25 protein-coding genes and 3 pseudogenes are annotated in these 22,069 nt (G+C 61.3%); 20 read left to right on the forward strand and 8 right to left on the reverse strand.

Annotated features, from left to right (window positions below; genetic code table 11):
* The first annotated feature begins 62 nt into the window (after positions 1-62).
* Positions 63-302, forward strand: coding sequence for a hypothetical protein (locus AC3EML_RS18400; protein ID WP_023695015.1), 240 nt, complete (start codon positions 63-65; stop codon positions 300-302).
* Between the two features lie 89 nt (positions 303-391).
* Here the strand turns inward: AC3EML_RS18400 and AC3EML_RS18405 are convergent, their stop codons facing one another.
* On the reverse strand, positions 392-604 hold the full coding sequence (locus tag AC3EML_RS18405; protein WP_023695016.1) for a hypothetical protein: 213 nt from the start codon (positions 602-604) through the stop codon (positions 392-394).
* Positions 605-963: 359 nt separating this feature from the next.
* Here AC3EML_RS18405 and AC3EML_RS18410 point away from each other — a divergent pair, with 359 nt between their 5' ends.
* The 3 genes and pseudogenes from AC3EML_RS18410 to AC3EML_RS18420 all read left to right on the forward strand — a co-directional run bounded on the left by AC3EML_RS18410 (position 964) and on the right by AC3EML_RS18420 (position 4,019).
* Positions 964-1,704, forward strand: a complete 741-nt coding sequence (locus AC3EML_RS18410; protein WP_023673881.1) for an SDR family NAD(P)-dependent oxidoreductase — start codon at positions 964-966, stop codon at positions 1,702-1,704.
* A 140-nt stretch (positions 1,705-1,844) separates the two neighbouring features.
* A complete protein-coding gene (locus tag AC3EML_RS18415; RefSeq protein WP_245262835.1) occupies positions 1,845-2,015 on the forward strand; it encodes a hypothetical protein in 171 nt (56 codons plus the stop codon).
* 808 nt (positions 2,016-2,823) lie between these two features.
* Positions 2,824-4,019, forward strand: a pseudogene (locus tag AC3EML_RS18420) (IS256 family transposase).
* Positions 4,020-4,725: 706 nt separating this feature from the next.
* On the opposite strand, the gene AC3EML_RS18425 reads toward AC3EML_RS18420, so the two are convergent.
* The 5 genes from AC3EML_RS18425 to AC3EML_RS18445 form a co-directional block, all read right to left on the reverse strand.
* Positions 4,726-5,874 carry an ATP-binding protein gene (locus tag AC3EML_RS18425; protein ID WP_023690463.1) on the reverse strand — a complete coding sequence of 383 codons (1,149 nt, stop codon included), beginning with the start codon at positions 5,872-5,874 and terminating at the stop codon, positions 4,726-4,728.
* 166 nt (positions 5,875-6,040) lie between these two features.
* Positions 6,041-6,382 carry a hypothetical protein gene (locus AC3EML_RS18430; protein WP_488505287.1) on the reverse strand — a complete coding sequence of 114 codons (342 nt, stop codon included), beginning with the start codon at positions 6,380-6,382 and terminating at the stop codon, positions 6,041-6,043.
* An 84-nt stretch (positions 6,383-6,466) separates the two neighbouring features.
* Positions 6,467-6,757, reverse strand: a complete 291-nt coding sequence (locus AC3EML_RS18435; RefSeq protein WP_031203328.1) for a helix-turn-helix domain-containing protein — start codon at positions 6,755-6,757, stop codon at positions 6,467-6,469.
* A gap of 54 nt (positions 6,758-6,811) precedes the next feature.
* Positions 6,812-6,991 carry a hypothetical protein gene (locus AC3EML_RS18440; protein WP_023697507.1) on the reverse strand — a complete coding sequence of 60 codons (180 nt, stop codon included), beginning with the start codon at positions 6,989-6,991 and terminating at the stop codon, positions 6,812-6,814.
* Between the two features lie 70 nt (positions 6,992-7,061).
* Complete coding sequence (locus AC3EML_RS18445; RefSeq protein WP_023690464.1) at positions 7,062-7,268, reverse strand: CsbD family protein; 207 nt, start codon at positions 7,266-7,268, stop codon at positions 7,062-7,064.
* 1,445 nt (positions 7,269-8,713) lie between these two features.
* Between AC3EML_RS18445 and AC3EML_RS18450 the strand changes: the two are divergent.
* Positions 8,714-8,933: pseudogene (locus tag AC3EML_RS18450) on the forward strand (DUF768 domain-containing protein).
* 53 nt (positions 8,934-8,986) lie between these two features.
* On the opposite strand, the gene AC3EML_RS18455 reads toward AC3EML_RS18450, so the two are convergent.
* Complete coding sequence (locus AC3EML_RS18455) at positions 8,987-9,265, reverse strand: hypothetical protein (protein WP_023694917.1); 279 nt, start codon at positions 9,263-9,265, stop codon at positions 8,987-8,989.
* Between the two features lie 351 nt (positions 9,266-9,616).
* On the opposite strand from AC3EML_RS18455, the gene AC3EML_RS18460 reads away from it, so the two are divergent.
* From AC3EML_RS18460 to AC3EML_RS18500, 9 genes and pseudogenes are all read left to right on the forward strand, one after another.
* A complete protein-coding gene (locus AC3EML_RS18460) occupies positions 9,617-10,354 on the forward strand; it encodes a hypothetical protein (RefSeq protein WP_023673531.1) in 738 nt (245 codons plus the stop codon).
* 613 nt (positions 10,355-10,967) lie between these two features.
* Entirely contained in the window at positions 10,968-11,294 is a 327-nt protein-coding gene (locus AC3EML_RS18465) for a DUF736 domain-containing protein (RefSeq protein ID WP_023673530.1), read from the forward strand.
* Between the two features lie 175 nt (positions 11,295-11,469).
* Positions 11,470-11,730 carry a DNA -binding domain-containing protein gene (locus AC3EML_RS18470; RefSeq protein WP_023673529.1) on the forward strand — a complete coding sequence of 87 codons (261 nt, stop codon included), beginning with the start codon at positions 11,470-11,472 and terminating at the stop codon, positions 11,728-11,730.
* A 134-nt stretch (positions 11,731-11,864) separates the two neighbouring features.
* Complete coding sequence (locus AC3EML_RS18475; protein ID WP_084013101.1) at positions 11,865-12,113, forward strand: transcriptional regulator domain-containing protein; 249 nt, start codon at positions 11,865-11,867, stop codon at positions 12,111-12,113.
* The gene (locus AC3EML_RS18480) at positions 12,085-12,630 is read left to right on the forward strand and encodes a DUF2285 domain-containing protein (RefSeq protein WP_023673528.1); all 546 of its coding nucleotides are present in this window, start codon (positions 12,085-12,087) and stop codon (positions 12,628-12,630) included. The genes AC3EML_RS18475 and AC3EML_RS18480 overlap by 29 nt, the downstream gene beginning before the upstream one ends.
* A gap of 140 nt (positions 12,631-12,770) precedes the next feature.
* Positions 12,771-13,052: a helix-turn-helix transcriptional regulator gene (locus tag AC3EML_RS18485; protein ID WP_023690466.1), complete on the forward strand. Its 282-nt coding sequence runs from the start codon at positions 12,771-12,773 to the stop codon at positions 13,050-13,052.
* A gap of 17 nt (positions 13,053-13,069) precedes the next feature.
* Positions 13,070-14,230 carry a replication initiator protein A gene (locus AC3EML_RS18490; protein ID WP_023690467.1) on the forward strand — a complete coding sequence of 387 codons (1,161 nt, stop codon included), beginning with the start codon at positions 13,070-13,072 and terminating at the stop codon, positions 14,228-14,230.
* Positions 14,227-14,469 (forward strand): hypothetical protein, encoded by a 243-nt coding sequence (locus AC3EML_RS18495; protein ID WP_156936056.1) that lies wholly within the window; start codon positions 14,227-14,229, stop codon positions 14,467-14,469. Before AC3EML_RS18490 ends, AC3EML_RS18495 begins: the two co-directional genes overlap by 4 nt.
* Positions 14,466-14,984: pseudogene (locus tag AC3EML_RS18500) on the forward strand (DUF2840 domain-containing protein); the annotation flags it as partial. The gene AC3EML_RS18495 and the pseudogene AC3EML_RS18500, both read left to right, overlap by 4 nt.
* A 58-nt stretch (positions 14,985-15,042) precedes the next feature.
* Here AC3EML_RS18500 and AC3EML_RS18505 read toward each other — a convergent pair.
* A complete protein-coding gene (locus tag AC3EML_RS18505) occupies positions 15,043-15,462 on the reverse strand; it encodes a hypothetical protein (protein ID WP_352557342.1) in 420 nt (139 codons plus the stop codon).
* Between the two features lie 105 nt (positions 15,463-15,567).
* Between AC3EML_RS18505 and AC3EML_RS18510 the strand changes: the two genes are divergently transcribed.
* The 6 genes from AC3EML_RS18510 (at position 15,568) to trbB (ending at position 22,034) form a co-directional block, all read left to right on the forward strand.
* On the forward strand, positions 15,568-17,307 hold the full coding sequence (locus AC3EML_RS18510; RefSeq protein WP_023697513.1) for a relaxase/mobilization nuclease domain-containing protein: 1,740 nt from the start codon (positions 15,568-15,570) through the stop codon (positions 17,305-17,307).
* Between the two features lie 26 nt (positions 17,308-17,333).
* Entirely contained in the window at positions 17,334-19,319 is a 1,986-nt protein-coding gene (locus AC3EML_RS18515; protein ID WP_023690472.1) for a conjugal transfer protein TraG, read from the forward strand.
* A 7-nt stretch (positions 19,320-19,326) separates the two neighbouring features.
* Positions 19,327-19,782 carry a ribbon-helix-helix domain-containing protein gene (locus AC3EML_RS18520; protein WP_023673519.1) on the forward strand — a complete coding sequence of 152 codons (456 nt, stop codon included), beginning with the start codon at positions 19,327-19,329 and terminating at the stop codon, positions 19,780-19,782.
* Between the two features lie 356 nt (positions 19,783-20,138).
* On the forward strand, positions 20,139-20,486 hold the full coding sequence (locus tag AC3EML_RS18525; RefSeq protein ID WP_031199999.1) for a type II toxin-antitoxin system RelE/ParE family toxin: 348 nt from the start codon (positions 20,139-20,141) through the stop codon (positions 20,484-20,486).
* Positions 20,483-20,800: a helix-turn-helix domain-containing protein gene (locus tag AC3EML_RS18530; protein ID WP_023707464.1), complete on the forward strand. Its 318-nt coding sequence runs from the start codon at positions 20,483-20,485 to the stop codon at positions 20,798-20,800. Before AC3EML_RS18525 ends, AC3EML_RS18530 begins: the two co-directional genes overlap by 4 nt.
* Before the next feature lie 217 nt (positions 20,801-21,017).
* Complete coding sequence (gene trbB, locus AC3EML_RS18535) at positions 21,018-22,034, forward strand: P-type conjugative transfer ATPase TrbB (RefSeq protein ID WP_023731544.1); 1,017 nt, start codon at positions 21,018-21,020, stop codon at positions 22,032-22,034.
* Positions 22,035-22,069: the final 35 nt, after the last annotated feature.

The raw sequence follows: 22,069 nt of genomic DNA on the forward strand, positions 1-22,069 counted from the left end.
TCGAACGAAACGCCGGCCGGGGCCAGGCGGTAAGTGCTCTCGCCGGAGGTGGATCAGACAGTATGAGCGGCATTGATCTGATCTCCAATCTCGCAGCGACCATGGCTCCGGTCATGGAGCAGATGGGCGTTATCGCAGCTTCAGAACTCGGTCCCGAAACGCTGCAAGATCGAATTCGCGCCGAGGCTTATGCAAGCGGAAGCGTGGTGGTCGGCCGATATGAGGTGGGCTGCGTGGTCACGACGAATGTAGGCACCACGGTCATGCGCCCGCGCTCCCCTCGTCCAGCCCGCTCGAGCTGAAATTGACTGCTCAACGATGGAGGCGGAGAAGGCGCACTAGAGCGGTCCGACCGCTACAGCGATAGCGCCATCAAGACAGCGCTGCTACGTCAGAGCAGCAGGTGAATTGTCACAAGCTCGATGATCAGCAAAACGGCGCACACCGTGCCCGCAAGGGCATAGCCTCTCCAATAGGCACGGATATCCTGATCGGTTTGGAATGCTTCTAGCCAGAGCCCGTCGGGGAAGACGCCAAGGCAAATTGGGATAGGCATCGCGGCTGGCACGATTGTATCAGGTGCTAAAGCATCTCTGCCCAACATGCAGGCGGCTCTCTGACCGCGAAGAACGCATATTAGCCTGCGCTAACTAATGGCGAAAGCCCTTCATCGAAATATCGCCGGCCTGTCCTGATTGTCTCTTTGGTTCTTTCAAACTGGGCAATGGCGTGTCGCCGCAGGAGAGCGGGACAAAGAACAACATCGTCTAGCCCCCTTGACCTGCCAAGAGGCATCTGAACAGGAAAAGGTGACGAAAAGCGCCAGGCGGCGCCGCAAGGCGAAGCTGTGTACGATCTGGAGCTCGCTACCGATCAGGTCATAGCTGGCTCCGGCGCCCCCCAGACCATCTGGCCGCTGGCGAAAATATGCGATCCTGCTAAACTTATCCCGTGTGAACACACATGAATGGGGGCTTTGTGCCGGTATCATATGACCTCATTGGCAAGACAGCCGTCGTAACCGGCGGAGCAAAGAGTATCGGCAAGGCAATCGTAGAGCGCCTTGTAGCGTCGGGTGCTTCAGTGCACGTGTGGGATCGAGATCAGATCGAACTGAAGGGTGTGGTGTCTACGAAGGTCGATATTACCAGCCGCGATCAGGTAACCCATGCGATCAACATGATCGTCGATCGTGGCCTGCGTATAGACGTTCTGGTTAACAACGCCGGTTATTTAGGAACCCTTCACCCGTTTGACCAACACGAACCTGCAGACTGGCGAAGCATCATCGAAACCAATCTGATCGGCACGATGCAAGTGACGCAGTTGGTTTTGCCCCACATGCGAAAATGGGGTGTTGGCCGCATTGTCAATATGGGCTCTTTGGCGGGCAAGGAAGGACTTGCCAACCTTGCCGCCTATTCAGCCTCCAGCGCAGGTATCGTAGTCTTCACAAAGGCGCTTGGGCGTGAGGTTGCCAATACAAACATACGCGTGAACTGCGTCGCTCCTGGGCCAATCGATACTGACATGATCCGAAACCTCGGGGTCGCAGCTGTCGAGACAATGATCGCCGATAGTCCAATGAACCGGCTCGGCCGGGTCGAAGAAGTTGCCCACATGGTGGCCTGGCTGTGCTCGGACGCCAGCAACTTCAATACCGGCGCGGTATTCGACATGTCGGGTGGGCGGGCGCGTTACTAAGCGCCGACTGTCTCGGTGCTTTCAGGTGGCCCGGCGTCACCGTGGACCAAATACTCCCACCCCTAAACGGCGACCTATGTGATCCCCTCATGGCAACTCTGCGGTACGAGGTAAGGCGGGAACCGGATGGGACGTGGACGGTGTTCGACGTGTTCACCGGGCAGCCGGCTATTATGGTGGGCCACCCTTCTGTCGACCTTCCCGACATGGAGTATGCTGAAGAGCTGGCAGCCATCCTGAATGCCAACAACCTGAAGCATAGGCTATATCACGGGAGGTCCCCGAAGGTTCGCCTGACCGAGGTGGCATGACAAGTTAGCCATTCAACCAGCCTTCGTACTGCCCATCCAGGATGGCTCGTCCGATTCCGAGCAAGCATTAGTTATTGAACTACCGACTACGACGGTCTTAAATCGACTTCCCATTGCGTTTCGTAGGGAGGATGTGATGGGCAAGGTGGTGCCAATTCGCAGGGCCACGCCTTGCGTGGAAGTAGTCGGAGCCAGTGGCGAATGGGTAGGGTCGTCCGCATCATAGAGACCGACCAGGAAATTACACGCTCATTCGGCCTGAATCGTTTGCGCTGTCCTTCGCAGAAAGCCAGCGGATACGCCTGCATCTCGACAAAAAGCTCTGGGTGAACGGTGCTAAATCCCCGAGCCGTCCAGTTGCTGGCTGTCTTGCCTCCCCAGGGCGCCGGCATGGAGGCTCGGTTTCGGCAGTAACGTCGAGACGATGCGCTCGACGAGCCTGAAGGTCGATCGTGAAAAATCGGACGCTCAAAGCTCCTGCCTCGGGCCGCGTTCTCGCCGCTCAATGATCGTCGAACTGCCTGCGTAGGTGATCAGGTGAAACCAGACCTATTCCTCGCCCGTCACGCCTCTCTTTCAGCCGTGCGACGACTACATGCTGGCCGCTTTCTGAGGATTTTCACCGCGAAGCTGACGGTCCGCTTGCGGCCCCATCTCAGTCATACCGATCACAGGCAGGGCGTGAAGCGCGCGTCGCATTGCGAGTAGGGAAGGTAGTGTGCTGAGAGTTCTGCAATTCGCTGAGAGAGGGCGGTCATGGCAGGCTGGTGATGTTCAACGTCACCGATTCCCTGGAAGGAACGCCACCATGACCAAGACAGAAGGTAAATCGACCAGCGCTGCCGTCAAAGACATTCTGCTTTCGAACCCGGAGGGGCTGCACGAAGTGATCCGTGCGGTAATGCAGGAGGTTCTCGAGGCCGAGATGGAGGAGGCGCTGGGTGCTTCGAAGGGCGAACGCACGCCTGAGCGCCTTGGCTATCGCTCGGGTTACTACGGCCGCACCCTGGTCACCCGGGTGGGCAAGCTTGAGCTGCGGGTTCCACAGGACCGGGCGGGTCACTTCTCCACCGAGCTGTTCGAGCGCTACCAGCGTTCGGAGCGGGCCTTGGTGGCAACGCTTGCGGAGATGTATGTCCAGGGCGTGTCGACCCGCAAGGTCAAGGCGATCACGGAAGAGCTGTGCGGTCATGCCTTCTCGGCTTCGTCGATCTCGGCCATCAACAAGCGCTTGGACGAGAGCCTGAAGGCGTTTGCCGAACGACCTCAGGAGCCGTTTCCTTACCTCATCCTCGATGCGCGCTACGAGAAGGTGCGTGAAGCCGGTGTTGTCATGAGCCAGGCGGTGCTGATCGCGGTCGGTATCGACTGGGACGGAAGGCGCCAGATCCTGGCCGTGGAGATGGCCAATCGCGAGAGCCGCTCGGCCTGGAGGGACTTCCTCGTCGGCCTCAAGGCGCGCGGCCTCAAGGGCGTCGAGTTGGTTGTGTCCGACGATCACGCCGGCCTGGTCGCGGCGATCGGCGAGGTGATCCCCGAAGCCGCCTGGCAACGCTGCTACGTGCACTTCCTCAGGAACGCGCTCGATCATCTGCCGAGGAAGCACGGCGACGACTGCCTGCAGGAATTGCGCTGGCTCTACGACCGGCGCGATCTCGCAGAGGCCAGGGCTGATCTTGCCGCATGGCTGTCCAAATGGTCCGCCCGCTACCCGCGGCTGACCACCTGGGCGGAAGAAGCCATAGAACAGACGCTGACTTTCTTCCGGCTGCCGCGTCAGCATCACAAGCACCTCAAGTCCACCAACATGCTTGAACGGCTCAACGAGGAAATCCGCCGGCGCACCTATGTCGTGCGCATCTTCCCGAACGCCGAAAGCTGCCTGCGCCTGCGCCTGGTCAGCTGGCCGTCGAAACCAATGAAAACTGGATGGAGGCCAACCGCTATATCAACATGGATGATCTGCGCGAGCACAAGAAGCTCGCTCTACGCCAAGCCGCATGACCAGTTTCATGATCGCCCATTTTGCAGAACTTGACGCACACAACCGTAGGGAAGGGCGGATTTAACCCCCAAAACACCCGCGACAGAGATGCTCAAGTCACGCTCTTCAAAGCCATTCTGATTAGACGTGACGCTGCGTTCGCAAAGGGTATCGAGCGGGTTAGTTATGTATGAAAACTGTGACGCCCCGATCGAGCACGGATTCGCACGCATATTTCTCTAACCCACGCCTCTCGGGCGAATGAACCGCCTCTCTGCTTACTCTGGCCGTGCCGTCTTCTTCTCCCGCGGCAGTTCGCGTCTTTGTTTGCAGACGACCACGATCGATTTGTCCCAGCGATCCACTCGCCGCTGGGATAGATGATTGCTTTGCTGATCTTGAGGAACGATGGCCTGATCCGCATGCAACGCGCCCGTTCGAAGAGTCCCGTCGCTTACCTGGCCGTGACAGCGAGCGATGACTTATTCAGGGGTGAGCAAGTTGAGGGTCAGGCATTGGCGGGACAGATAGCAGAGTTGTGCAACAGATTGTTGCACCCGCGACCACGTCGGTAGAGACCCGAGGAGAAATGTCGGCGGCATCACCGCGGACGCTCGTGGTGACCCGAAGCTCTCAATAGAGCTCAATGACCGCTTTGCGTCTAATATGACAGGTCGAGCGCGCTACCCTCTTGCCTGAAAACCGGAACGGCCGGTTGCCGAATGGCTAGTTATCCAGAACCAATCTGACTTTCTGGGCGAGAGCTTGGAGGGTAGCGGGTTTCTGCAGGAGTTGAACGTTTGGATCGATGATCCCATTGCGAACTATGGCATCACGTGCGTAACCGGACGTAAAGAGCACCCTCAAGTCAGGCCGCAATTCAACGGCAGCATCCGCAAATTCCCGACCGTTCATTCCGGGCATGACAACATCCGTCAGCAGCAAGGAAACGTCTCCTCGATCCTCAAGAATGCGCAGGCCTTCAACCCCATTCTCAGCAGAAATCACCGAATAGTCGAGATCCTCGAGCATTTGCATTGTCAGTTGTCTTACACTCGCCTCGTCCTCGACGACGAGGATCAATTCCTCTGGCTTGCCATTGGCAACGTCTTGGCTGTTCGCCCGCCGTGCTCCATCGGCGGGACCATTGTGCCTTGGCAACCAGATGCTGATGGTAGTCCCCACCCCCAGTTTTGAATCGATTTTGACATAGCCACCGGACTGCTTGACGAAGCCAAACACCTGACTCAGCCCAAGGCCGGTTCCCTTGCCGACACCTTTGGTGGTAAAAAACGGCTCGAAGGCTCTTTCCAGAACCTCCGCGCTCATACCCGAGCCCGTGTCCCTCACCGCAATAAGGACGTAGGGGCCGGGGGAAATGCCATGATCTGCAGCAACCGACTGGTCGACCAGGAGTGCAGAGGTTTCGATTGTCAGGGTTCCGCCCTCCGGCATGGCATCGCGAGCGTTGACCGCCAGATTTACGAGGACATTTTCGAGTTGGCTGGGATCAGCGAGCACTGCACCGTCATCGGATTGCACGACCGTATTGAGTGTTACGTGCTCGCCCAGGGTCCGGCGCAAAAGCTCCGACATATCCTGCACCATCCGGCCGACGTCGAGGGATTCAGGGGAAAGCGGCTGCTGCCGGGAAAAAGCCAGTAGCCTTTGCGTCAGCATGGCAGCTTTGTGGGCACCCTCGGTCGCGGCTGCGATCAGTTGGTGCACGCCGGGCTCGCCGCGGTCGACGCGCCGCTGGATCAAGTTGAGTCCTGAGATGACAACTCCCAACATGTTGTTGAAGTCGTGCGCGATACCGCCCGTGAGTTGCCCCACCGCCTCCATTTTCTGGCTTTGGCGCAGCTGATCCTCCAAATTCCTGCGGACGTTGAGGGGGAGCCGTCATCTGATGCTGGCCGCCGATCCAGCCAGCATCTTGAATCACAAAACCACTCTCACGGGAATCCCGCAGATTCAGTCAAAATCTGAACTGCTCTAAGCGTCCATTCAAGCGGCTCGTGATCTGGTTGCTCGTGCCACATCACTTGACGGAAGTCGCGGCGGTCAACCTGCTGGCCGCATATCGGGCCAAAGGTCGAAACGGTCTTGTCCGTCTGCCGGCGAATGTGGTTTGCCGGGGATGCGTGGGCCAAGGGCTGCTATTCTGGTCATGCTCGAACGAACACGATTCCGCGGCAAAAGTTCCGTCAGTTTGTCTTCTCAGTTGGTGAAAGACATCGCACCAAAAGCGGAAGTCATTTGGTCGGCCGTCGAAATGTGCCTCCAAAGCGCAGTGCGCCACGGCGGTCGGCGCTTCAAGCCCATAGAGTTCGATCGCAGATTGAGCGGCCTGACCTTGGTCGACGAGATCGGCAATCTTCAAAGCCGTAAATCAGCGCTCCGCATTGCGAGCCTTCCGGTATGAGTTCCGAGCCTAAGACGCTCCTGAGTAGGCTTTTCGCCCTTATTATTTTCTCTGCCGCCGGCGCCACTGTCTATTGTCGGTGGCGAGGCCGCTGCCACCTTCTGAGCGGGCGAGCGATGGAGTGCCTTCGACGGTGAAGACGATTCCGGCGTCTTCAAACGCTTTGCGGATCGCCGCGATGTTGTGGGGACGCGATTTCCTGAATCCGTTCTCAAGATCGCTGATGGCCATTTCGCTAAGATCTGCCTTTGCGGCAAGTCGCACACGCGACCAGTTCAGTAGGGCTCGTGCTGCTCTGGATTGATCTGCTGAGAGTACGGTTCGGCTGTCCATAAACAGTCGAACATTCAATATCGCTTAAATGTTCCTCTTGACCTTCTGCGATTTCTAACGGCGTGATGCCGGCCTCTCGGGTAACGCGGCGGGGTTTTCCAATAACTTTGCGGAACGCTGATCGTCACGCCGCAACGTCTTCTTTTTCGGCTTGGTCTTCTCAACCAGATCTGGCCTTTTCGCTATCAGGTAGTCAGCCTTGTTCGTTCGATAGTCTTCTTTGTGGATGGACATTTCTACAATCTCCATTGTGGAGATCAACGCGGCTGGAAGCCGACAAGGTCGATCCGAACGGCGCACCGTCCTAATACGAGTCTTGTCGACCATACCAGTCGTCGACGTCTCGCCGCACGCGATCCTTCTCAATGCCGTAGCGTTCCTGGATCGTACCTTCGAGCTGATCGCGGTTGCCGGCTATGCGGTCGAGATCATCATCAGTGAGCTTGCCCCACTGCTCCTTGACCTTACCTTTGAATTGCTTCCAATTTCCTTCGACGCGATTCCAGTCCATGATGGCGATCTCCTTTCGTTGTCCTTTCGAATAACGGTCGTATGGCTGTCAGGTTCCGCTGCAGGTAAGCGCGCTTGCTTGTGATCTAGCAATGGAACCTAATGCCCGTCGACCGCATGTGTGCGCCGGCCTTTTCCGGTTTGGGAACACAGCCGGCCTTTTGCCGTTGGTCTGGAACAGCTTCGCAAGGAAATGCACGTGCTCGCCGATCCGGGCATCTGGGTCGCGTTGGCGGCTGTGTTCATCCCTTATGGAGTCGGTGCCGCACTGCTTCTGAGGGTAGCCGGTTGATGGACCTGCCAGCGCTGCTCTGGCGTCAGATGAGCGGATTTCCATAGAAGCCGCCTCAACTTGGCGGCGGGGGGTCTTCGCGTTCGGCCATCTGTTCCAAGAGCTTCCTTGACGCAGCCAGGACGCGGCGTACGTGGGGAGTTGAGTTCGCCGACCATATCGATGGCGAAGGCGCCGGACAGGGCGCCACACGTCTTGGCGGGGCGCTCTGAGGGCGTTGGCGATGTCATCGAAGATCGCTTCCATCGGTCGAGTCTCGAACGCCGAACCTGTGAATCCCCTGTTTGTTCCGTCAAAGTCTAACGATCAGGGAAGCGCCATTGAAAGCACGTGCAGTAACGGTTGATTCAACCATTGCTGGTAAATTGTGAAATGTGGGTGGCGGCTCCGACAGTTCGGGGTGGAACTCAATGCCGAAGCCGCCTGCGCAGCCAAGGTTGGGGTTTGACCGCGCCGTCCTATAATGGGACAGCGCGGTCAACGATTCGTTAAAACGTTCTGGAACTAATTAAGCACGCGCTAATTGACTCGCGGTCTCGGGAGTCAGTGCATGCGTGAAGTTCATTCCTCCGATGGTGCCGATTTTGGCGGGACAGGCCTCCCGAGGGCATTGCACAGCGTCACGTACCGGCCGCCGCCTTCGTCTTCCCTCTTCTTAGAGATCCGCCATTCGTTGGGCGAGTGGGTTGTTCGCATCATAGGGAGGAACGGTGAAACGTATTCCCGAGCATTCGAATATGAAGCAGATGCCGTCGCTTTCGCTGGCGATCAGTCTTCTCGTCTAGGATTGGAAGCTCCCCCGAAGCGAGCAACTTGACGAAATCAGCGAGAGACGCGCTGAAGCAGAGCGACTATCTGTTTCGCGGTCTCGTCGGTCCCGATCACTGGCGACTGTCGTGCGTCATCTTTCTGTATGATCGATGACGCCTGTTCGGGGGTGGTATCATCCTCCAGGTCGAACTCACGGACTCCGATGGGGGTTCTTGCCTTACATCTCACACATGGATTTTTGGTGCGAAGCCAATTCATAGTGATTGGGCCGACGTGCGGCCTGATTGAAGGTCAAAAGCTACTTCGGCGGCTGCGAACAGCCTAGTCTATGACCTCGCCACCGAACAGCCGGAACCTAAGCGCTTAATGGAGCTTAAGGCTCCATGAGTACACGCGGTATCAATTTCCTCGATCGCTGGGATCGGCAACAATCTCCCCGAAACGGCGAAGGCCGACACGGTTTCGATAAGTGAGTACACACACAAATTGTACGCCGACGCTAAGGCGCTCGGGATCAGGCGCGAAGAGATCGACGAAGAAGTTGACAGCCTATATCGGACGCTGGTCGATGCGCCTTCGGAACTTACCCCCCCTATAAATTAGCAGGGGAGGCACGGCATTCTTCAAGCCGTCGCTCTTATCCTTTCCCGATAGCTTCACCGGACATCGCGCTGGCCGACACCTTCTTGCGCAATGCCGCAGTGTGCCTCGATGGCGCTGACCGGGCGGCGGATCTGGGCAGGCGCAATGCGGCCCTTCACGCCATCGCCATCGCCATTGAATTGCTCCTGAAGTCGCATCTTCTCAGAACAGCGACCGACGATCGCTGGAATCGCCGCCATATCGGGCACGATCTCGGCAAGGCCGCTCGTTACGCCGAGAGAGCTGGATTGGGCCTGCCACCGCAACTGCACAGCGTCATCGCCCAGCTTCATCCTCATTTTCAGCGTGGCGGCTTCCAACGGGACCCAGCGCGTTCATGGCCGTCCGGTTTATCGCTCGACGCCCGCCACATCGCGCGGCGGCTTGCTCAGACTCTCATGGAACATAAGCGTCGCGCTAACGACGCCGCTGCTCCTGACTTGAAGATGACCCCACCCCCGCGATCCATTGCGCTGATCCTTGGTCCAGCCGACGGCCTGACGCCATCAACCCGCAAGGGGTCGGACTACGCGAAGCGTGCCGCCGCTCCGGCTTCGCCTTCGCGGTGATTGCGGCCATCCGCCGAACACATCGGGCGCCTGTCAGCGGGGGAGGGTCCTCCGCTTCAAACAGGAGCCGGATCGATGTCCCTCGCCGACGCGCATGCCTTCGCCTTCAGCCTCGCCGCCACCCTCATGGTCGCCATCGTCATCTTTCGTGCCGGCGACGGCACTCTCTCGGTCGTGCCGGCGAACGAGTATGACGGCGACGACACCGCCATCATCGGCGAAATCGACCGTTCGCCCCAGGACGGGGCTAACATTGCCGCTGGCGAAACAGAGCTTTGGCATCTCGCCGGTGCTTTTCGTTGCTATGCTCTGCGCGGCGTTGCGGTGGTGGTGGAAGGCGCAATCGCCAGAGCTATTCTCGGAGACACCACCATGATCATCCTCGGCATGTTCGTTTGTATCGCGGCCATCGGCATCCTGTGCTGGTTGCTCTTCACGCTTGCTATCTTCGCCCTTCCGTTGTTCGCAGGGGTCAGCGCAGGTACGTGGGCATTCAACACCGGCGCCGGCTGGCTTGGCGCGATCCTCGTCGGCATCCTGGCAGCCGGGTTGACGCTCGGCGTCGGCCAAATCCTCCTCGGCGTTATCAGCTCCATGTGGGCGAAGCTGGCGATCACGCTTGTCTTCGTCGCGCCTGCGATGGTTGCCGGCTACCATGCCACCCATGGCATCGCGAAGCACATGATGCCTTCGGAAACCTGGCAGGTCGTCTTCTCCGTCATTGGCGCGACCGCCGTCGGCGTCACGGCATATCTGCGGGTCGCGGGCATGACGTCAGCCGACCAATCCGGCAGGGACGTGGTTCGAGCCTAGACCCCCGCGGGCGGCGCAGGTGGACCAGACCGACGAAGGCCTAGCCTCCTCATTATCGGTGGTTGGAGCAATCGGGTTCCATGCCAGGATCGAGCAACGGCCACGTGCCGGCGCGGCCCCGTCTGGGACTTGGACTTTCTTTGGTCGATGCCCATGGCAGACCGACAAGTCGGTAGCAGGACGGCAGCGCGCGCGGTGGCGGCGGCGTTGCAGGTGCGCGGAATCTGTGCCTGGAATGCGTGGGCGATGCCGGTGAAGCCTGTAGCGATCTGCCGGAGGCGCGTTGCACGCCAACGTCTCCGTTCCCAATCTGTCCCAAGAGCGCTCCAAACGGCCTCTTCAATGGGCTGATCTGGCCGAACGACGGCTGAAGCCTCGACCGCCTAGGCCGCAACGGCGCATCTCGACTTTCTTCCCCTGCCGGCTCCCACCGCATGCCGCAAGCGCATGGGGACCCCGAGCGCCGCCATTCCTCGCGAGACAAGAAAGTCGTTCCTGCGCCGTCCTCCGCGTTGCTCCGGTCGCAAGCGATGCGTCGTCGGTCGCCTTCGGCCACCCGATCGCCATCGAGGCCGCATGGTGCGGGCTCGGGAACAGAAAACGGAGACTTACAATGGCTACCATCGGCACCTTCAAGAAGACCGCCTCGAACGAATTCACCGGGGACATCGTCACCCTCAGCGTCCAAGCCAAGAACGTGCGCATCGTCCCAGACACACGCGCCACCGGCGAGAACGCTCCCAGCCACCGGGTGCTGGTCGGCCGCGCCGAGATCGGCGCCGCCTGGTCGAAGACCTCCAACGAAGGCCGCGATTACCTGGGTCTCAAGCTCGACGATCCGAGCTTCAACGCCCCGATCTACGCCAACCTCTTCGACGACGAGGAAGGGGAGGGTTTCTCGCTCATCTGGTCCCGCCCGAACGCGCGGCGGGGTGACTAAGGACCCGCGCAGGCCCCGGCCGGAAGGCCGGGGCCTTCTTCCGCGGACGTCCGGTTCGATTCACTCAAGCCGAGAGCGATGCCGAAACCGCATCGCCTGATGCTTATCAACCGTCCTCCATCGGCGCTGTTGTTTCTATAAAATGCAGGCTTTCACTGTGAAGACGAGGCAAGCGATGATCGAGCCGTTTGACGAAACCGCGCCGACCAGTGACGAACTCACCGAATACGATCGGGAACACGTCAAGCTCTATGTGCGCCTGCTTGACGCCGCCGACGACGGCGCGGACTGGCGCGAGGTGGTCGAAATCCTCTTCGGCATTGATCTGACGAAGGAGCCACAACGCGCCCGGCGCATCCACGACAGCCATCTGGCGCGAGCGCGCTGGATGGCGCGTGCAGGCTACCGTCATCTCTTGCGTCGACCCGGCAACTAGCACCACAGCGCCTGTGGTTCGCGGGTGATGCCGAAGTGGCATCACCCGATGCCCGGCAAGGGTCTTCCGCCAATCGCTACAACCCGGAATCGTTTGGAGGCGGGGTCTACGCGTTGTTTGCGAGGAGCTCTTGGATGAGGCCGGATACGTCGCATTGGCGAGACAATGCCAGCTATGATTATTTTGATACATTACCTATCGAAGGGCTCGCCTGGGAGTGTCTGCGGCGTCACCAACCCTATCAACGGCACTACCAAGCGCTCCTTACCACAAGATCCGAAAAAGCACCCTTCCACCCTGAGGCACAGCGGCAGTGGGGGTTGCGATTTCCCGGCCACGCCGGATTTGTCCGCCTTGGCGCAAGACGTTCTGTGGTCGCCTGACGTCGATCCAGCTGTGGTTTCTCTCGTGCCGGCGCCGGAATTCCTGTCGTCCTTGCGATCGGCGCCGTTGACCGGCCTGGGCGTGGTCCACGACAGCCCGGAAGGACGCCACACTGTCCATAGTGCAGGTGTCGTCACCCAACTTCTCCTTCTGCCCGGCAGTGACCCGCACGGTCACCTGGCGGCGCTGATCCCCTTGGACGCAGAAACATTGGGACGGATCGAAGCACTCACCCGTTTCTGGCGTTCGTTGCAGGGGCGCCCCAAACCTTCGGACACGCGGATGACCCCGCAGCAGCGCCGCCGCTTTCGTCTGATGATGCAGGCCGCTGACGGCCATTCGAATGGCGCGAGCTACCGCGACATTGCCGTCGCCCTTTACGGGTCTAAGCGCGTCGCTGCCGATCCCTGGAAAACTTCCGCACTGCGCGACGCGGTGATCGGCCTGGTCGAAGGTGCCACCGCCATGATCGGCGGTGGCTATTTGCAAATCCTGCGTCATCGCCGCCGATCCTAGCGGGTCTGGCCGCGCAAAAGGGGTGGAGTTTTAGCCCCCCTCAACTTCCCCATCCCTGACGAAGCTTACTCTCCGCCACCGTGGTCTCCGCCCACCGCTGAACGCCAGCGGCTGCCCAAGACCCCACGGAGGTTCGACCCATGCGACCCGATATCGCCGTTTTGCCGCCGCGCTTCCTGCGCACCAAGGAGGCCGCGGATTTCCTCAGCCTGTCCGCCCGCACGCTCGAAAAGCACCGGACCTATGGCACTGGTCCTTCCTACCGCAAGCTCGGCGGCCGTGTCGTCTATGCCGTCGACGATCTTCAGGCGTGGGCCGAACGCGGCGCTGTCACGTCTACATCCGATCCGCGGGGGTCGGTCCTGCCGGCCAAGCGTCACACGCCGACGCCGCCGACGCACGGCGGACGATACGCACGCTGACCGCGCGCGGATTTCCAATGGTGGCTCGAAACCAATCCCTTTCGGAGCGCGGGCAGCTCGACCTGTTCCGGGCGCTGCCTGGCGACTTCGCCCCACGAGACGCGCAGGATCTCATGGCCTATCCGTTCTTCTCCCTTTCCAAGACGCATCGCATCACCCCGATCGATTTTGCGGCCGGCAACGTCACGATCCGGGTCGAAGCCGTGCCCGATCATGGCATGGCGACCATCTGGGACGCCGACATCCTGATCTGGGCCGCAAGCCAGATCGTCGAGGCGCGCGACGCGGGCCTTCGCACCTCGCGCCTGATGGCCGCCACACCCTATGAGATTCTCACCTTCGTCGGCCGCGGCAAGAGCCTGCGCGACTATCAGCGCCTGAAGGCGGGGCTTGACCGGCTGCAGTCGACCACCGTCTCGACGACGATTCGTCAGCCCGCCGAAGGCCGGCGTCACCGCTTCTCATGGATCAATGAGTGGCAGGAGCGCATCGATCGCCATGGCAAACCCGCGGGGATCGAGTTGATCGTCCCCGACTGGTTCTACCAGGCAGTCCTCGATGACGCGCTCGTGCTGACGATCGACCGCGCTTATTTCGACCTGACTGGCGGGCTGGAGCGCTGGCTCTATCGGCTGGTGCGCAAGCACGGCGGACGCCAGCCCGACGGCTGGCGCTTCGACTTCCGTCACCTTCACCAGAAATCCGGCAGCCTGTCGCCCCACAAGCGCTTTGCCTTCGAGCTGCGCGACATCATCCGCCGCCAGCCGCTGCCCGGCTACACCCTTGCGCTGGAAGTGGAGATTGGCGGCCGGGTTCTGCTTGCCTTCGAGCGGATCGGCTCCTGTGGAAGGCCTGTGGACGGCCTCGTGCTATCGGGAACCGGACCTATCGTGCCATCGGGAACCGCAGGCTCGTGCTATCAGGAACCGAAACGGCGCCTAACCCTGGGAAAGCAAAGCCGAAATCGCGCCCTTAACTTAGACTCTAACCCAGATTCTAACTTTGAAGCGCGTGCGCAAGATGGGCAGAGGCTCGTACGGCGAGCCAGCCACGCACTCAGCGTAACCACCAACAACACCCCCAACACGTCGACGGTTTCTGGCGGTCGCATCACGGCAACCAGCGCTTCCGAAGGTCCGACTCCGCCGCTTGATCCGCGCTCGGGAGCCGCCCGATGAGCGCCGCACCCCTAAATCGAAAGAGCCGTGTCGGGAAGGCAACTTTGACGCTGCATCTCGCCGGTGAATTGGCCTGCAAGGGAAATCAGTTCGCGACCTTCGTCGTGCGCCCCACCACCGACATGACGACTCAGGAGCGCGCACGCATCGCCGCTTTCGAGAACGACGTCATCGTCGCCGAAACGCTGCGCGCGAGGCTCGCGCGCGAAATTCCCACCACATCAGGAGAACCGAAATGACTGGCATTGCGGCTCCCCGCACGCGCGGCGCATTCCCGGCCACGCACCACGCTGCCGATAATCTCGTCCATGTCGAACTGACCTGGGTCGAGAAGAGGATCGAGAACTGGATACGGTTCGGCACGCCCGCCCAGGAACAGATCGTCGATCGTCGCCGGCGGATCCTGTCCTATCGTCCCGGCGTGGTCTTCGCCTTCGTGCGATGGGCGGCGAACGACTTCGGAACGATCATCTCACGCATCGACATCGTGCGTGCGGTCGCGTCTGGCGAAGCCTATCAGACACTGCCCTTCGTGCGACCCGGCGGCGACATCCTGCTGAAGGTCGAGAGCTGGCCCAAGGTCGAACGCGTGCTGCAGGCGATTGACGCCATCCAGCGCCTCGGCATCGAGCCTGAGTTGGTGTCGCCTGATCATTGGCGGCACATCCACAACCGGATAACCGCCGGCAATGCGCCGCGCAGCTACACACTCGACCAACATCGTGCCTTCCTGCTGCGCAAGAGGACTGAGCCTTCTGGCCGCCTACAATGCGGGACCTGCACGCTACCAGGCCTACCTCACTGGGCGTCCGTTACCGGCCGAGACCCGCGCCTATGTCGCCGCATTTGCGCCCCTGATCGGTGAAAGCGAGGGTATGCGCCCTTTCGCCGTTACGTCTGTCGAGGCCATTCCCTGGAAGCGCGGCTCGCTGTTCGTCGGTCAGCCGGATCGCAAACAAGCTGTCGCTCGGGTGCCAACCGAGCGACCACCAAATGACGCGAGCTCTGCGCCCACCGTGCGCGATGTGTCCGCCATCGTGCCGCTGTCCGAAGGCCTCTTCGTGGCGCGAGCGGGCGAAGGGATACAGCCATGAGCGCACATGGGCGTCTTTGCGCAACCGCAAGCTCCAGCGCACCATGGCGTGGGTGGAGGCGGAAAATGTGCAGAACAACCGAAGGATGGCGAGATAAAAGGCCGCGAGGTGCGGCGTCGATCGGTTGTGCTGTTTCAAGAGGTTATGTGGCATTTCCGCGAGGTGCGAACAAGTGGCGCACCTCGCCGGAACACCGTTTCACCTGTGATTTCGGTGCCTTGAGACGATGTGCGGATCTTCACGATGACTGACGAGGATGGTTTCCGCATCCGGCCCGGCCGCATCCGCTCGCCCAGTGCCCAGCGCGCCAGGCCCTTCATCGCGCAGGCGCTTGCCGCCGCCCGGAAGGCCGGCGCCCGCATCTCTCGCTCCGGCCGGATCAGCCCGGGCAATCGCTCGACCTTCGGGCGTGGCCGCTCGGCGAGCGTGCGCGCCAATCGTCTCCTCACCGGCCGCTCGCGAGCCGTGATCATCAAGACACGGCTGGTGCGCCATCACGCGCGCGGCGCCCCGCTTGCCGCTCATCTCACCTATCTGCGCCGCGAGGGCGTCACCCGGGACGGGGAGAAGGCAAGGCTGTTCGGGCCGGAGGACGGGGAGGTGGATGGCGGTGCTTTTGCCGAGCGGTGCGGCGATGATCGGCACCACTTCCGTTTCATCGTCTCGCCGGAAGATGCCGTCGACATGGCGGACCTCAAATCCTTCGCCCGCGATCTGATGGGTCAGATGGAAAAGGACCTCGGCACGAAACTGGATTGGGCTGGCGTCGATCACTGGAACACCGACAATCCGCACCTTCACATCATCCTGCGCGGCCGCACTGATGACGGGCAGGATCTCGTGATCTCCCGCGATTACATCAAGGAGGGAATGCGCGCCCGCGCCGCCGACCTCGTTACCCAGGAGCTCGGCCCGCGCACCGATCTCGACATCCGCCGCAATCTGCAGCGTCAGGTCGAGGCCGAACGTTGGACCCAGCTTGACCGGCAGCTTGTTCGCGATTGCCGCGACACAGGCGTTGTCGATCTTGCGTCCCCGGCGAGCGCTCAGCCCGATGAGTATCACGTGCTGAAGGTCGGGCGGGCGCGCAAGCTCGAAACGCTTGGCCTTGCCGAACAGGTCGGCCCAGGCCAATGGAGGATCGACGAAAAGGCCGAGGCGACGCTGCGCGAGCTTGGCGAACGCGGTGACATCATCAAGCGGATGCACCGCGCCCTGACAGAACAGGGCATCGAGCGCGGGTCGGCGACCTATGTGCTCGCGGCGGAGCGCCTCGACACGCCAATCGTCGGTCGGCTGGTCGACCGTGGTCTCGATGACGAGTTGAAGGGCAGTGCCTACGCCGTGATCGATGGCACCGACGGCCGCACCCATCACATCAAGCTGTCCGATCTCGATGCCGCCGGCGACAGCGCTCCGGGTTCCATCGTTGAGCTGCGCAAGTTCCATGACGCGCAGGGACATGGGCGCGCAGCACTCGCTGTCCGTTCCGATCTCGATATTGAGCGGCAGGTTACCGCCGCCGGCGCCACCTGGCTCGATCGCCAGAACATCGCCCGCGAACCGACTGCGTTGTCGGAAGGCGGCTTCGGCGCCGAGGTGCGGCAGGCGATGCAGCTCCGTGCCGACCACCTCGTCCAACGGGGCCTCGGCGAGCGGCATGGCCAACGCACAACCTTCACCCGCAACCTGATAGACACGCTGCGTCGCTGCGAGTTGGAGGCGCTCGGCGAAAAGCTCTCGGCCGAAACCGGCCAGCCGTTCAACCGCGTTCGCAGTGGTGAGTTTGTGGCCGGTTCCTACCGGCAACGTTTCACGCTCGCCTCCGGCCGCTTCGCCATGATCGATGACGGCCTCGGTTTCCAACTGGTGCCTTGGACGCCGTCCCTGGAAAAACATCTTGGCAGCCACGTCTCTGGCGTCGCTCGCAATGACGACGGCATCGACTGGAGTTTTGGCCGCAAGCGAGGCCTCGGCATCTAGTCTCAATTTGAAGAAAGGACTGCAGCATGTCCGCCACCAAAATTCTCTGGGGCCAGATCCTCGCCGTCTTGATGATCGTACTGTTCACGACCTGGGGCGCGACGGAGTGGGTGGCCTGGCGCCTGGCATTCCAGCCCGAGCTGGGCAGGCCATGGTTCCGTGTCCTGGGCTTTCCGTTCTACCTTCCGCCGTCATTCTTCTGGTGGTGGTATGGCTTCGATGCCTACGCGCCGTCGATCTTCGTAGAGGGAGCCTTTATCGCGGCTTTCGGCGGTTTCGCCTGCGTCGCCGTCGCCATCGGCATGTCGGTCTGGCGGGCTCGAGAGGCCAAGAAGGTCGAGACCTACGGCTCCGCCCGCTGGGCCGACAAGCAGGAGGTCAAGGCAACGGGCCTTCTCGGCTCCGATGGGGTGGTGCTTGGGCGCTTTGACGGCGCCTATCTGCGCCACGATGGACCGGAGCATGTGCTGTGCTTTGCGCCCACACGTTCGGGCAAGGGTGTCGGCCTGGTCGTCCCGTCGCTGCTGACCTGGCCGAGCTCCGCCGTCGTTCACGATATCAAGGGCGAAAACTGGCAACTCACCGCGGGCTTCCGCGCCATGCATGGGCGGGTCCTGCTGTTCGATCCCACCAATCCCAAATCCTCATCCTACAACCCGCTGCTCGAGGTGCGTCGCGGCGAATGGGAAGTCCGCGACGTTCAAAACATCGCCGACATCCTGGTCGATCCCGAAGGCTCGCTCGAGAGGCGAAACCATTGGGAGAAGACCAGCCATGCCCTGCTGGTCGGCGCGATCCTGCACGTCCTCTACGCCGAGCCGGTCAAGACGCTTGCCGGCGTCGCCGGATTCCTCTCCGATCCAAAGCGTCCGATCGAATCGACGTTGTCCGCGATGATGAAAACCGCGCATCTGGGGCAGGCTGGTCCGCACCCGGTCATCGCCAGCGCCGCGCGAGAGCTCTTGAACAAATCAGACAACGAACGCTCCGGCGTGCTGTCCACCGCCATGTCATTTCTTGGCCTCTATCGCGATCCTGTCGTGGCAGAGGTCACGCGCCGCTGCGACTGGCGCATCAGCGACCTTATCGACGACGAGCATCCGACGACACTCTACCTCGTCGTGCCGCCGTCCGACATCAATCGGACCAAGCCGCTCATTCGCCTGATCCTCAATCAGATCGGCCGCCGCTTGACTGAAGATCTGCAGGTCAGGGCGAAAGGGCACCGGCTGCTCCTGATGCTCGACGAGTTCCCGGCGCTTGGCCGCCTCGATTTTTTCGAATCGGCGCTCGCCTTCATGGCCGGCTACGGGCTGAAAAGCTTCCTGATCGCTCAATCCCTCAACCAGATCGAGAGGGCGTACGGCGCCAACAATTCGATCCTCGACAACTGTCATGTCCGGGTAAGCTTTGCCACCAATGACGAGCGCACCGCCAAGCGCGTGTCCGACGCGCTGGGAACAGCGACCGAGATGAGGGCCATGAGGAACTATGCCGGCCACCGGCTGTCTCCGTGGCTCGGTCATCTCATGGTCTCCCGCTCGGAGACGGCTCGCCCGCTGCTCACGCCGGGTGAAGTCATGCAGCTGCCGGCGACCGACGAGATCGTCATGGTCGCGGGTGCGCCGCCGATCCGCGCCAAAAAGGCGCGCTATCATGAGGATGCTCGCTTCCGGGAACGTATCCTGCCGCCGCCGCTGCTGAGGGCGGCGGCGGAGGAGGGGAGGCCGGACGACTGGACGAACCTGCCTCTGCCTTCTCGTCCGCAGATTGCTGAAGCCATGTCGGCGCCGTTGGCCACGGATGACGACACAACTGATTCCGAGCGTCGTCGGCAACCCGAGCTCAGTCGCGTCGAGCAGGTCGTGAAGCCTTCGACCGAGAACGAATTCGAGATCGATCACCTGGATGACGTGGAGGACGAGGTTGCCCGCAACCGTCGACTGACGCGCCTGATGCAGGGCGTTGCGCGGCAGGCGTCGCTCGACCCCGGCGACGGCGTGGATATGTGAGGCTCCCATGGTAAAGCCACCTCGCAAGCAACGCCTGTCCGTCTATCTCGATCCGAAGGTCATGAGCAGGCTGGCCGAACATGCGGCGCGCCGTGATTTTTCACGGTCGCTCGTCGCGGAGGCGGCAATCGAGTCGTTCCTCTCACCCGATGCCGCCGAGCGGCAGGAGGCGGCGATCACCAAGCGGCTTGACCAGCTGGACCGCCGTATGACGCGCCAGGAGCGCGATGTCGCGATTGCCGTGGAGACGCTCGCTGTTTTCGTCCGCTTCTGGCTGGCGACAACGCCGGCTTTGCCCGAGCCCGCGGCACAGGCAGCCCACTCCAAGGCTGGCGAGCGCTATGATGCCTTCGTCACCGCGCTCGGCCGGCGCCTGGCGAGAGGTCCAAAGCTTCGGCAGGAGATCTCCGAGGACATCGATGGCGGTCTGGACACACACCAGCCCGGCACGCCCGCGCGCTGAACGGACTGGCGGACCGAGATTTTGCAAGCATCGATATGTCAAGCATATCAAAGTATTGTAACGATATGTTGTCATGGAACTCGCGTTGCCAACCTGTCGGGGGGTTTGGCAGACAAGAGCTAGACAGCCGCAGGGCAGGGTCGCTGATACGGGAACCATGTTGGGCGCGAAATCCGCAATTCAAGATCCGTGATTGCATGAGGGACCACGCCTTTATGAGCTTCTAGAAAAAGCAGCCGTCTGAGCCGAACCAGTTATCTCAGTGGCTAGGCGGTGTCAGGATCTTTTCGTTGAAAATTATAGTCTGTATGCTATAAGGCAAAGGGCGAATGAAAAACCAAAAGCCCACGGTGTGGATGGGATCCTCGAAGGGCGACCTGCGCGAGTTTCCGGTCGATGTTCGCCGGTTGATGGGTGTCGCAATCAACGACGCCCAGAATGGTGAGGAGCACCCGGCTGTCAAAGCCCTGAAAGGGTTTGGGGGCCGCAGCATCCTCGAGGTGATCGACGACTTCGACGGAGATACCTACCGGGCCGTCTATGCGGTGCGCTTTGCCGGGGTGATCTACGTGCTTCATTGCTTCCAGAAGAAGTCGAAGAAGGGCAGGGAGACACCCAAGCACGAAATCGATCTCGTGACAGTGCGATTGAAGGCGGCCGAGGCGCACTACCGCGAAAACTATGGGAAAGGAACAAAGTCATGACAGAAGACATCACCGCCGAAGTGAGCAGCGGCAACGTGTTTGCGGACCTTGGCTTTGACAATCCCGAAGAGGAATTGCTCAAGGCCAAGCTGGCCCGCGAGATCCGCGCCATTATCAAGCGCCGGCGCCTGACCCAGGCGAAGTCGGCTGAACTGCTCGGGATGAAACAGCCGGATGTCTCCGCCATCGTCACCGGGCGAACGGGCAAGTTCTCGATAGATCGCCTCGTGCGTTGCCTCGATCGGCTCGATTACAAGGTGGATGTTGTGGTGCGCCATAAGCCTCGACGGTCAACTCGTGCTGAGGCCGCTTGACCAGACGGCTTTGCCGACGAGCGCACAATTGACGGCGAGCGCCGCCCTTGCCTGAAGATCGTCAGCCTTTGATTGCCGGTCGGCACCGCCAATCTCCTGTATTTGCACGCTACGCCACTACGCCTCGACATAGGTGTTGAAACCACTCGAGATGTGGCTCTCTTAATCATCCCCGTCCAGGGGGCGCCCATGTCCCCCGGATCGAAACGGGGACAGGATGGCGGCTTCGCATCACAATTCAGAAGGTCTGGCGCGCGGCGCACGTATGTTGCGCACAGCGCTCGGACCCGCGATCGCGAGCTATCTCGACGACGCGGGCGTCGTTGAAGTGATGCTCAACCCCGATGGGCGTTTGTGGATCGATCGCCTGTCCGAGGGCTTATCCGACACCGGAGAGCGTTTGTCGGCGGCGGACGGCGAACGCATCGTTCGCCTCGTTGCTCATCATGTCGGTGCCGAAGTCCATGCCGGCTCCCCACGTGTCTCGGCCGAGCTGCCGGAGACGGGGGAGAGGTTCGAGGGGCTTCTTCCTCCCGTCGTCGCGGCGCCCGCCTTCGCGATCCGCAAGCCCGCCGTCGCCATCTTCACCCTCGAAGACTATGTCGCGGCCGGGATCATGTCGCCGTGCCAGGCGGACACACTTCGGTTGGGCGTTGCCAACCGCGCGAACATCCTCGTTGCAGGCGGCACATCCACGGGCAAGACCACGCTGATCAACGCGCTGCTCGCTGAAGTGGCAAAGACCGCCGATCGCGTCATCATCATTGAGGATACGCGGGAACTGCAATGCGCCGCGCCAAATCTCGTGGCGATGCGCACGAAAGACGGTGCCGCGTCTCTATCTGATCTTGTTCGCTCATCGCTGCGCCTGCGGCCCGACCGCATTCCGGTCGGCGAGGTGCGCGGGGCCGAGGCTCTCGAGCTGCTCAAAGCCTGGGGGACCGGCCACCCCGGCGGCCTCGGGACGATCCACGCCGGCAGCGCCATTGGCGCGCTCCACCGCATGGAACAGCTCATCCAGGAAGCCGTCGTCACGGTCCCGCGGGCGCTGATCGCCGAAACAATCGATCTGGTGGCCGTCCTTTCCGGCCGCGGCTCCGCGCGCCGGCTGTCCGAACTCGCTTGTGTCGATGGGCTGCGCCCGGACGGTGATTACCGGGTCGCGCCAGCTGTCCTTGAGGGCGACGACAGCACAACCTTGGTCATCCAAAGCCCTGAAGGAGAAAATCCGTGATCCAACGCCTGCGCCTCGGGCGCCATCGTCTTGCC

The sequence above is a fragment of the Mesorhizobium sp. P170090 genome, assembly GCF_057786115.1.

Coding starts and splice junctions, on each gene's coding strand:
- AC3EML_RS18400 (WP_023695015.1), top strand. CDS start 63: ATGAGCGGCATTGATCTGATCTCCAATCTCGCAGCGACCATGGCTCCG.
- AC3EML_RS18405 (WP_023695016.1), bottom strand. CDS start 604: ATGTTGGGCAGAGATGCTTTAGCACCTGATACAATCGTGCCAGCCGCG.
- AC3EML_RS18410 (WP_023673881.1), top strand. CDS start 964: ATGAATGGGGGCTTTGTGCCGGTATCATATGACCTCATTGGCAAGACA.
- AC3EML_RS18435 (WP_031203328.1), bottom strand. CDS start 6,757: ATGGACAGCCGAACCGTACTCTCAGCAGATCAATCCAGAGCAGCACGA.
- AC3EML_RS18440 (WP_023697507.1), bottom strand. CDS start 6,991: ATGTCCATCCACAAAGAAGACTATCGAACGAACAAGGCTGACTACCTG.
- AC3EML_RS18445 (WP_023690464.1), bottom strand. CDS start 7,268: ATGGACTGGAATCGCGTCGAAGGAAATTGGAAGCAATTCAAAGGTAAG.
- AC3EML_RS18455 (WP_023694917.1), bottom strand. CDS start 9,265: ATGAAGCTGGGCGATGACGCTGTGCAGTTGCGGTGGCAGGCCCAATCC.
- AC3EML_RS18460 (WP_023673531.1), top strand. CDS start 9,617: ATGTCCCTCGCCGACGCGCATGCCTTCGCCTTCAGCCTCGCCGCCACC.
- AC3EML_RS18465 (WP_023673530.1), top strand. CDS start 10,968: ATGGCTACCATCGGCACCTTCAAGAAGACCGCCTCGAACGAATTCACC.
- AC3EML_RS18470 (WP_023673529.1), top strand. CDS start 11,470: ATGATCGAGCCGTTTGACGAAACCGCGCCGACCAGTGACGAACTCACC.
- AC3EML_RS18475 (WP_084013101.1), top strand. CDS start 11,865: ATGAGGCCGGATACGTCGCATTGGCGAGACAATGCCAGCTATGATTAT.
- AC3EML_RS18485 (WP_023690466.1), top strand. CDS start 12,771: ATGCGACCCGATATCGCCGTTTTGCCGCCGCGCTTCCTGCGCACCAAG.
- AC3EML_RS18490 (WP_023690467.1), top strand. CDS start 13,070: ATGGTGGCTCGAAACCAATCCCTTTCGGAGCGCGGGCAGCTCGACCTG.
- AC3EML_RS18495 (WP_156936056.1), top strand. CDS start 14,227: ATGAGCGCCGCACCCCTAAATCGAAAGAGCCGTGTCGGGAAGGCAACT.
- AC3EML_RS18510 (WP_023697513.1), top strand. CDS start 15,568: ATGACTGACGAGGATGGTTTCCGCATCCGGCCCGGCCGCATCCGCTCG.
- AC3EML_RS18515 (WP_023690472.1), top strand. CDS start 17,334: ATGTCCGCCACCAAAATTCTCTGGGGCCAGATCCTCGCCGTCTTGATG.
- AC3EML_RS18520 (WP_023673519.1), top strand. CDS start 19,327: ATGGTAAAGCCACCTCGCAAGCAACGCCTGTCCGTCTATCTCGATCCG.
- AC3EML_RS18525 (WP_031199999.1), top strand. CDS start 20,139: ATGGGATCCTCGAAGGGCGACCTGCGCGAGTTTCCGGTCGATGTTCGC.
- AC3EML_RS18530 (WP_023707464.1), top strand. CDS start 20,483: ATGACAGAAGACATCACCGCCGAAGTGAGCAGCGGCAACGTGTTTGCG.
- trbB (WP_023731544.1), top strand. CDS start 21,018: ATGGCGGCTTCGCATCACAATTCAGAAGGTCTGGCGCGCGGCGCACGT.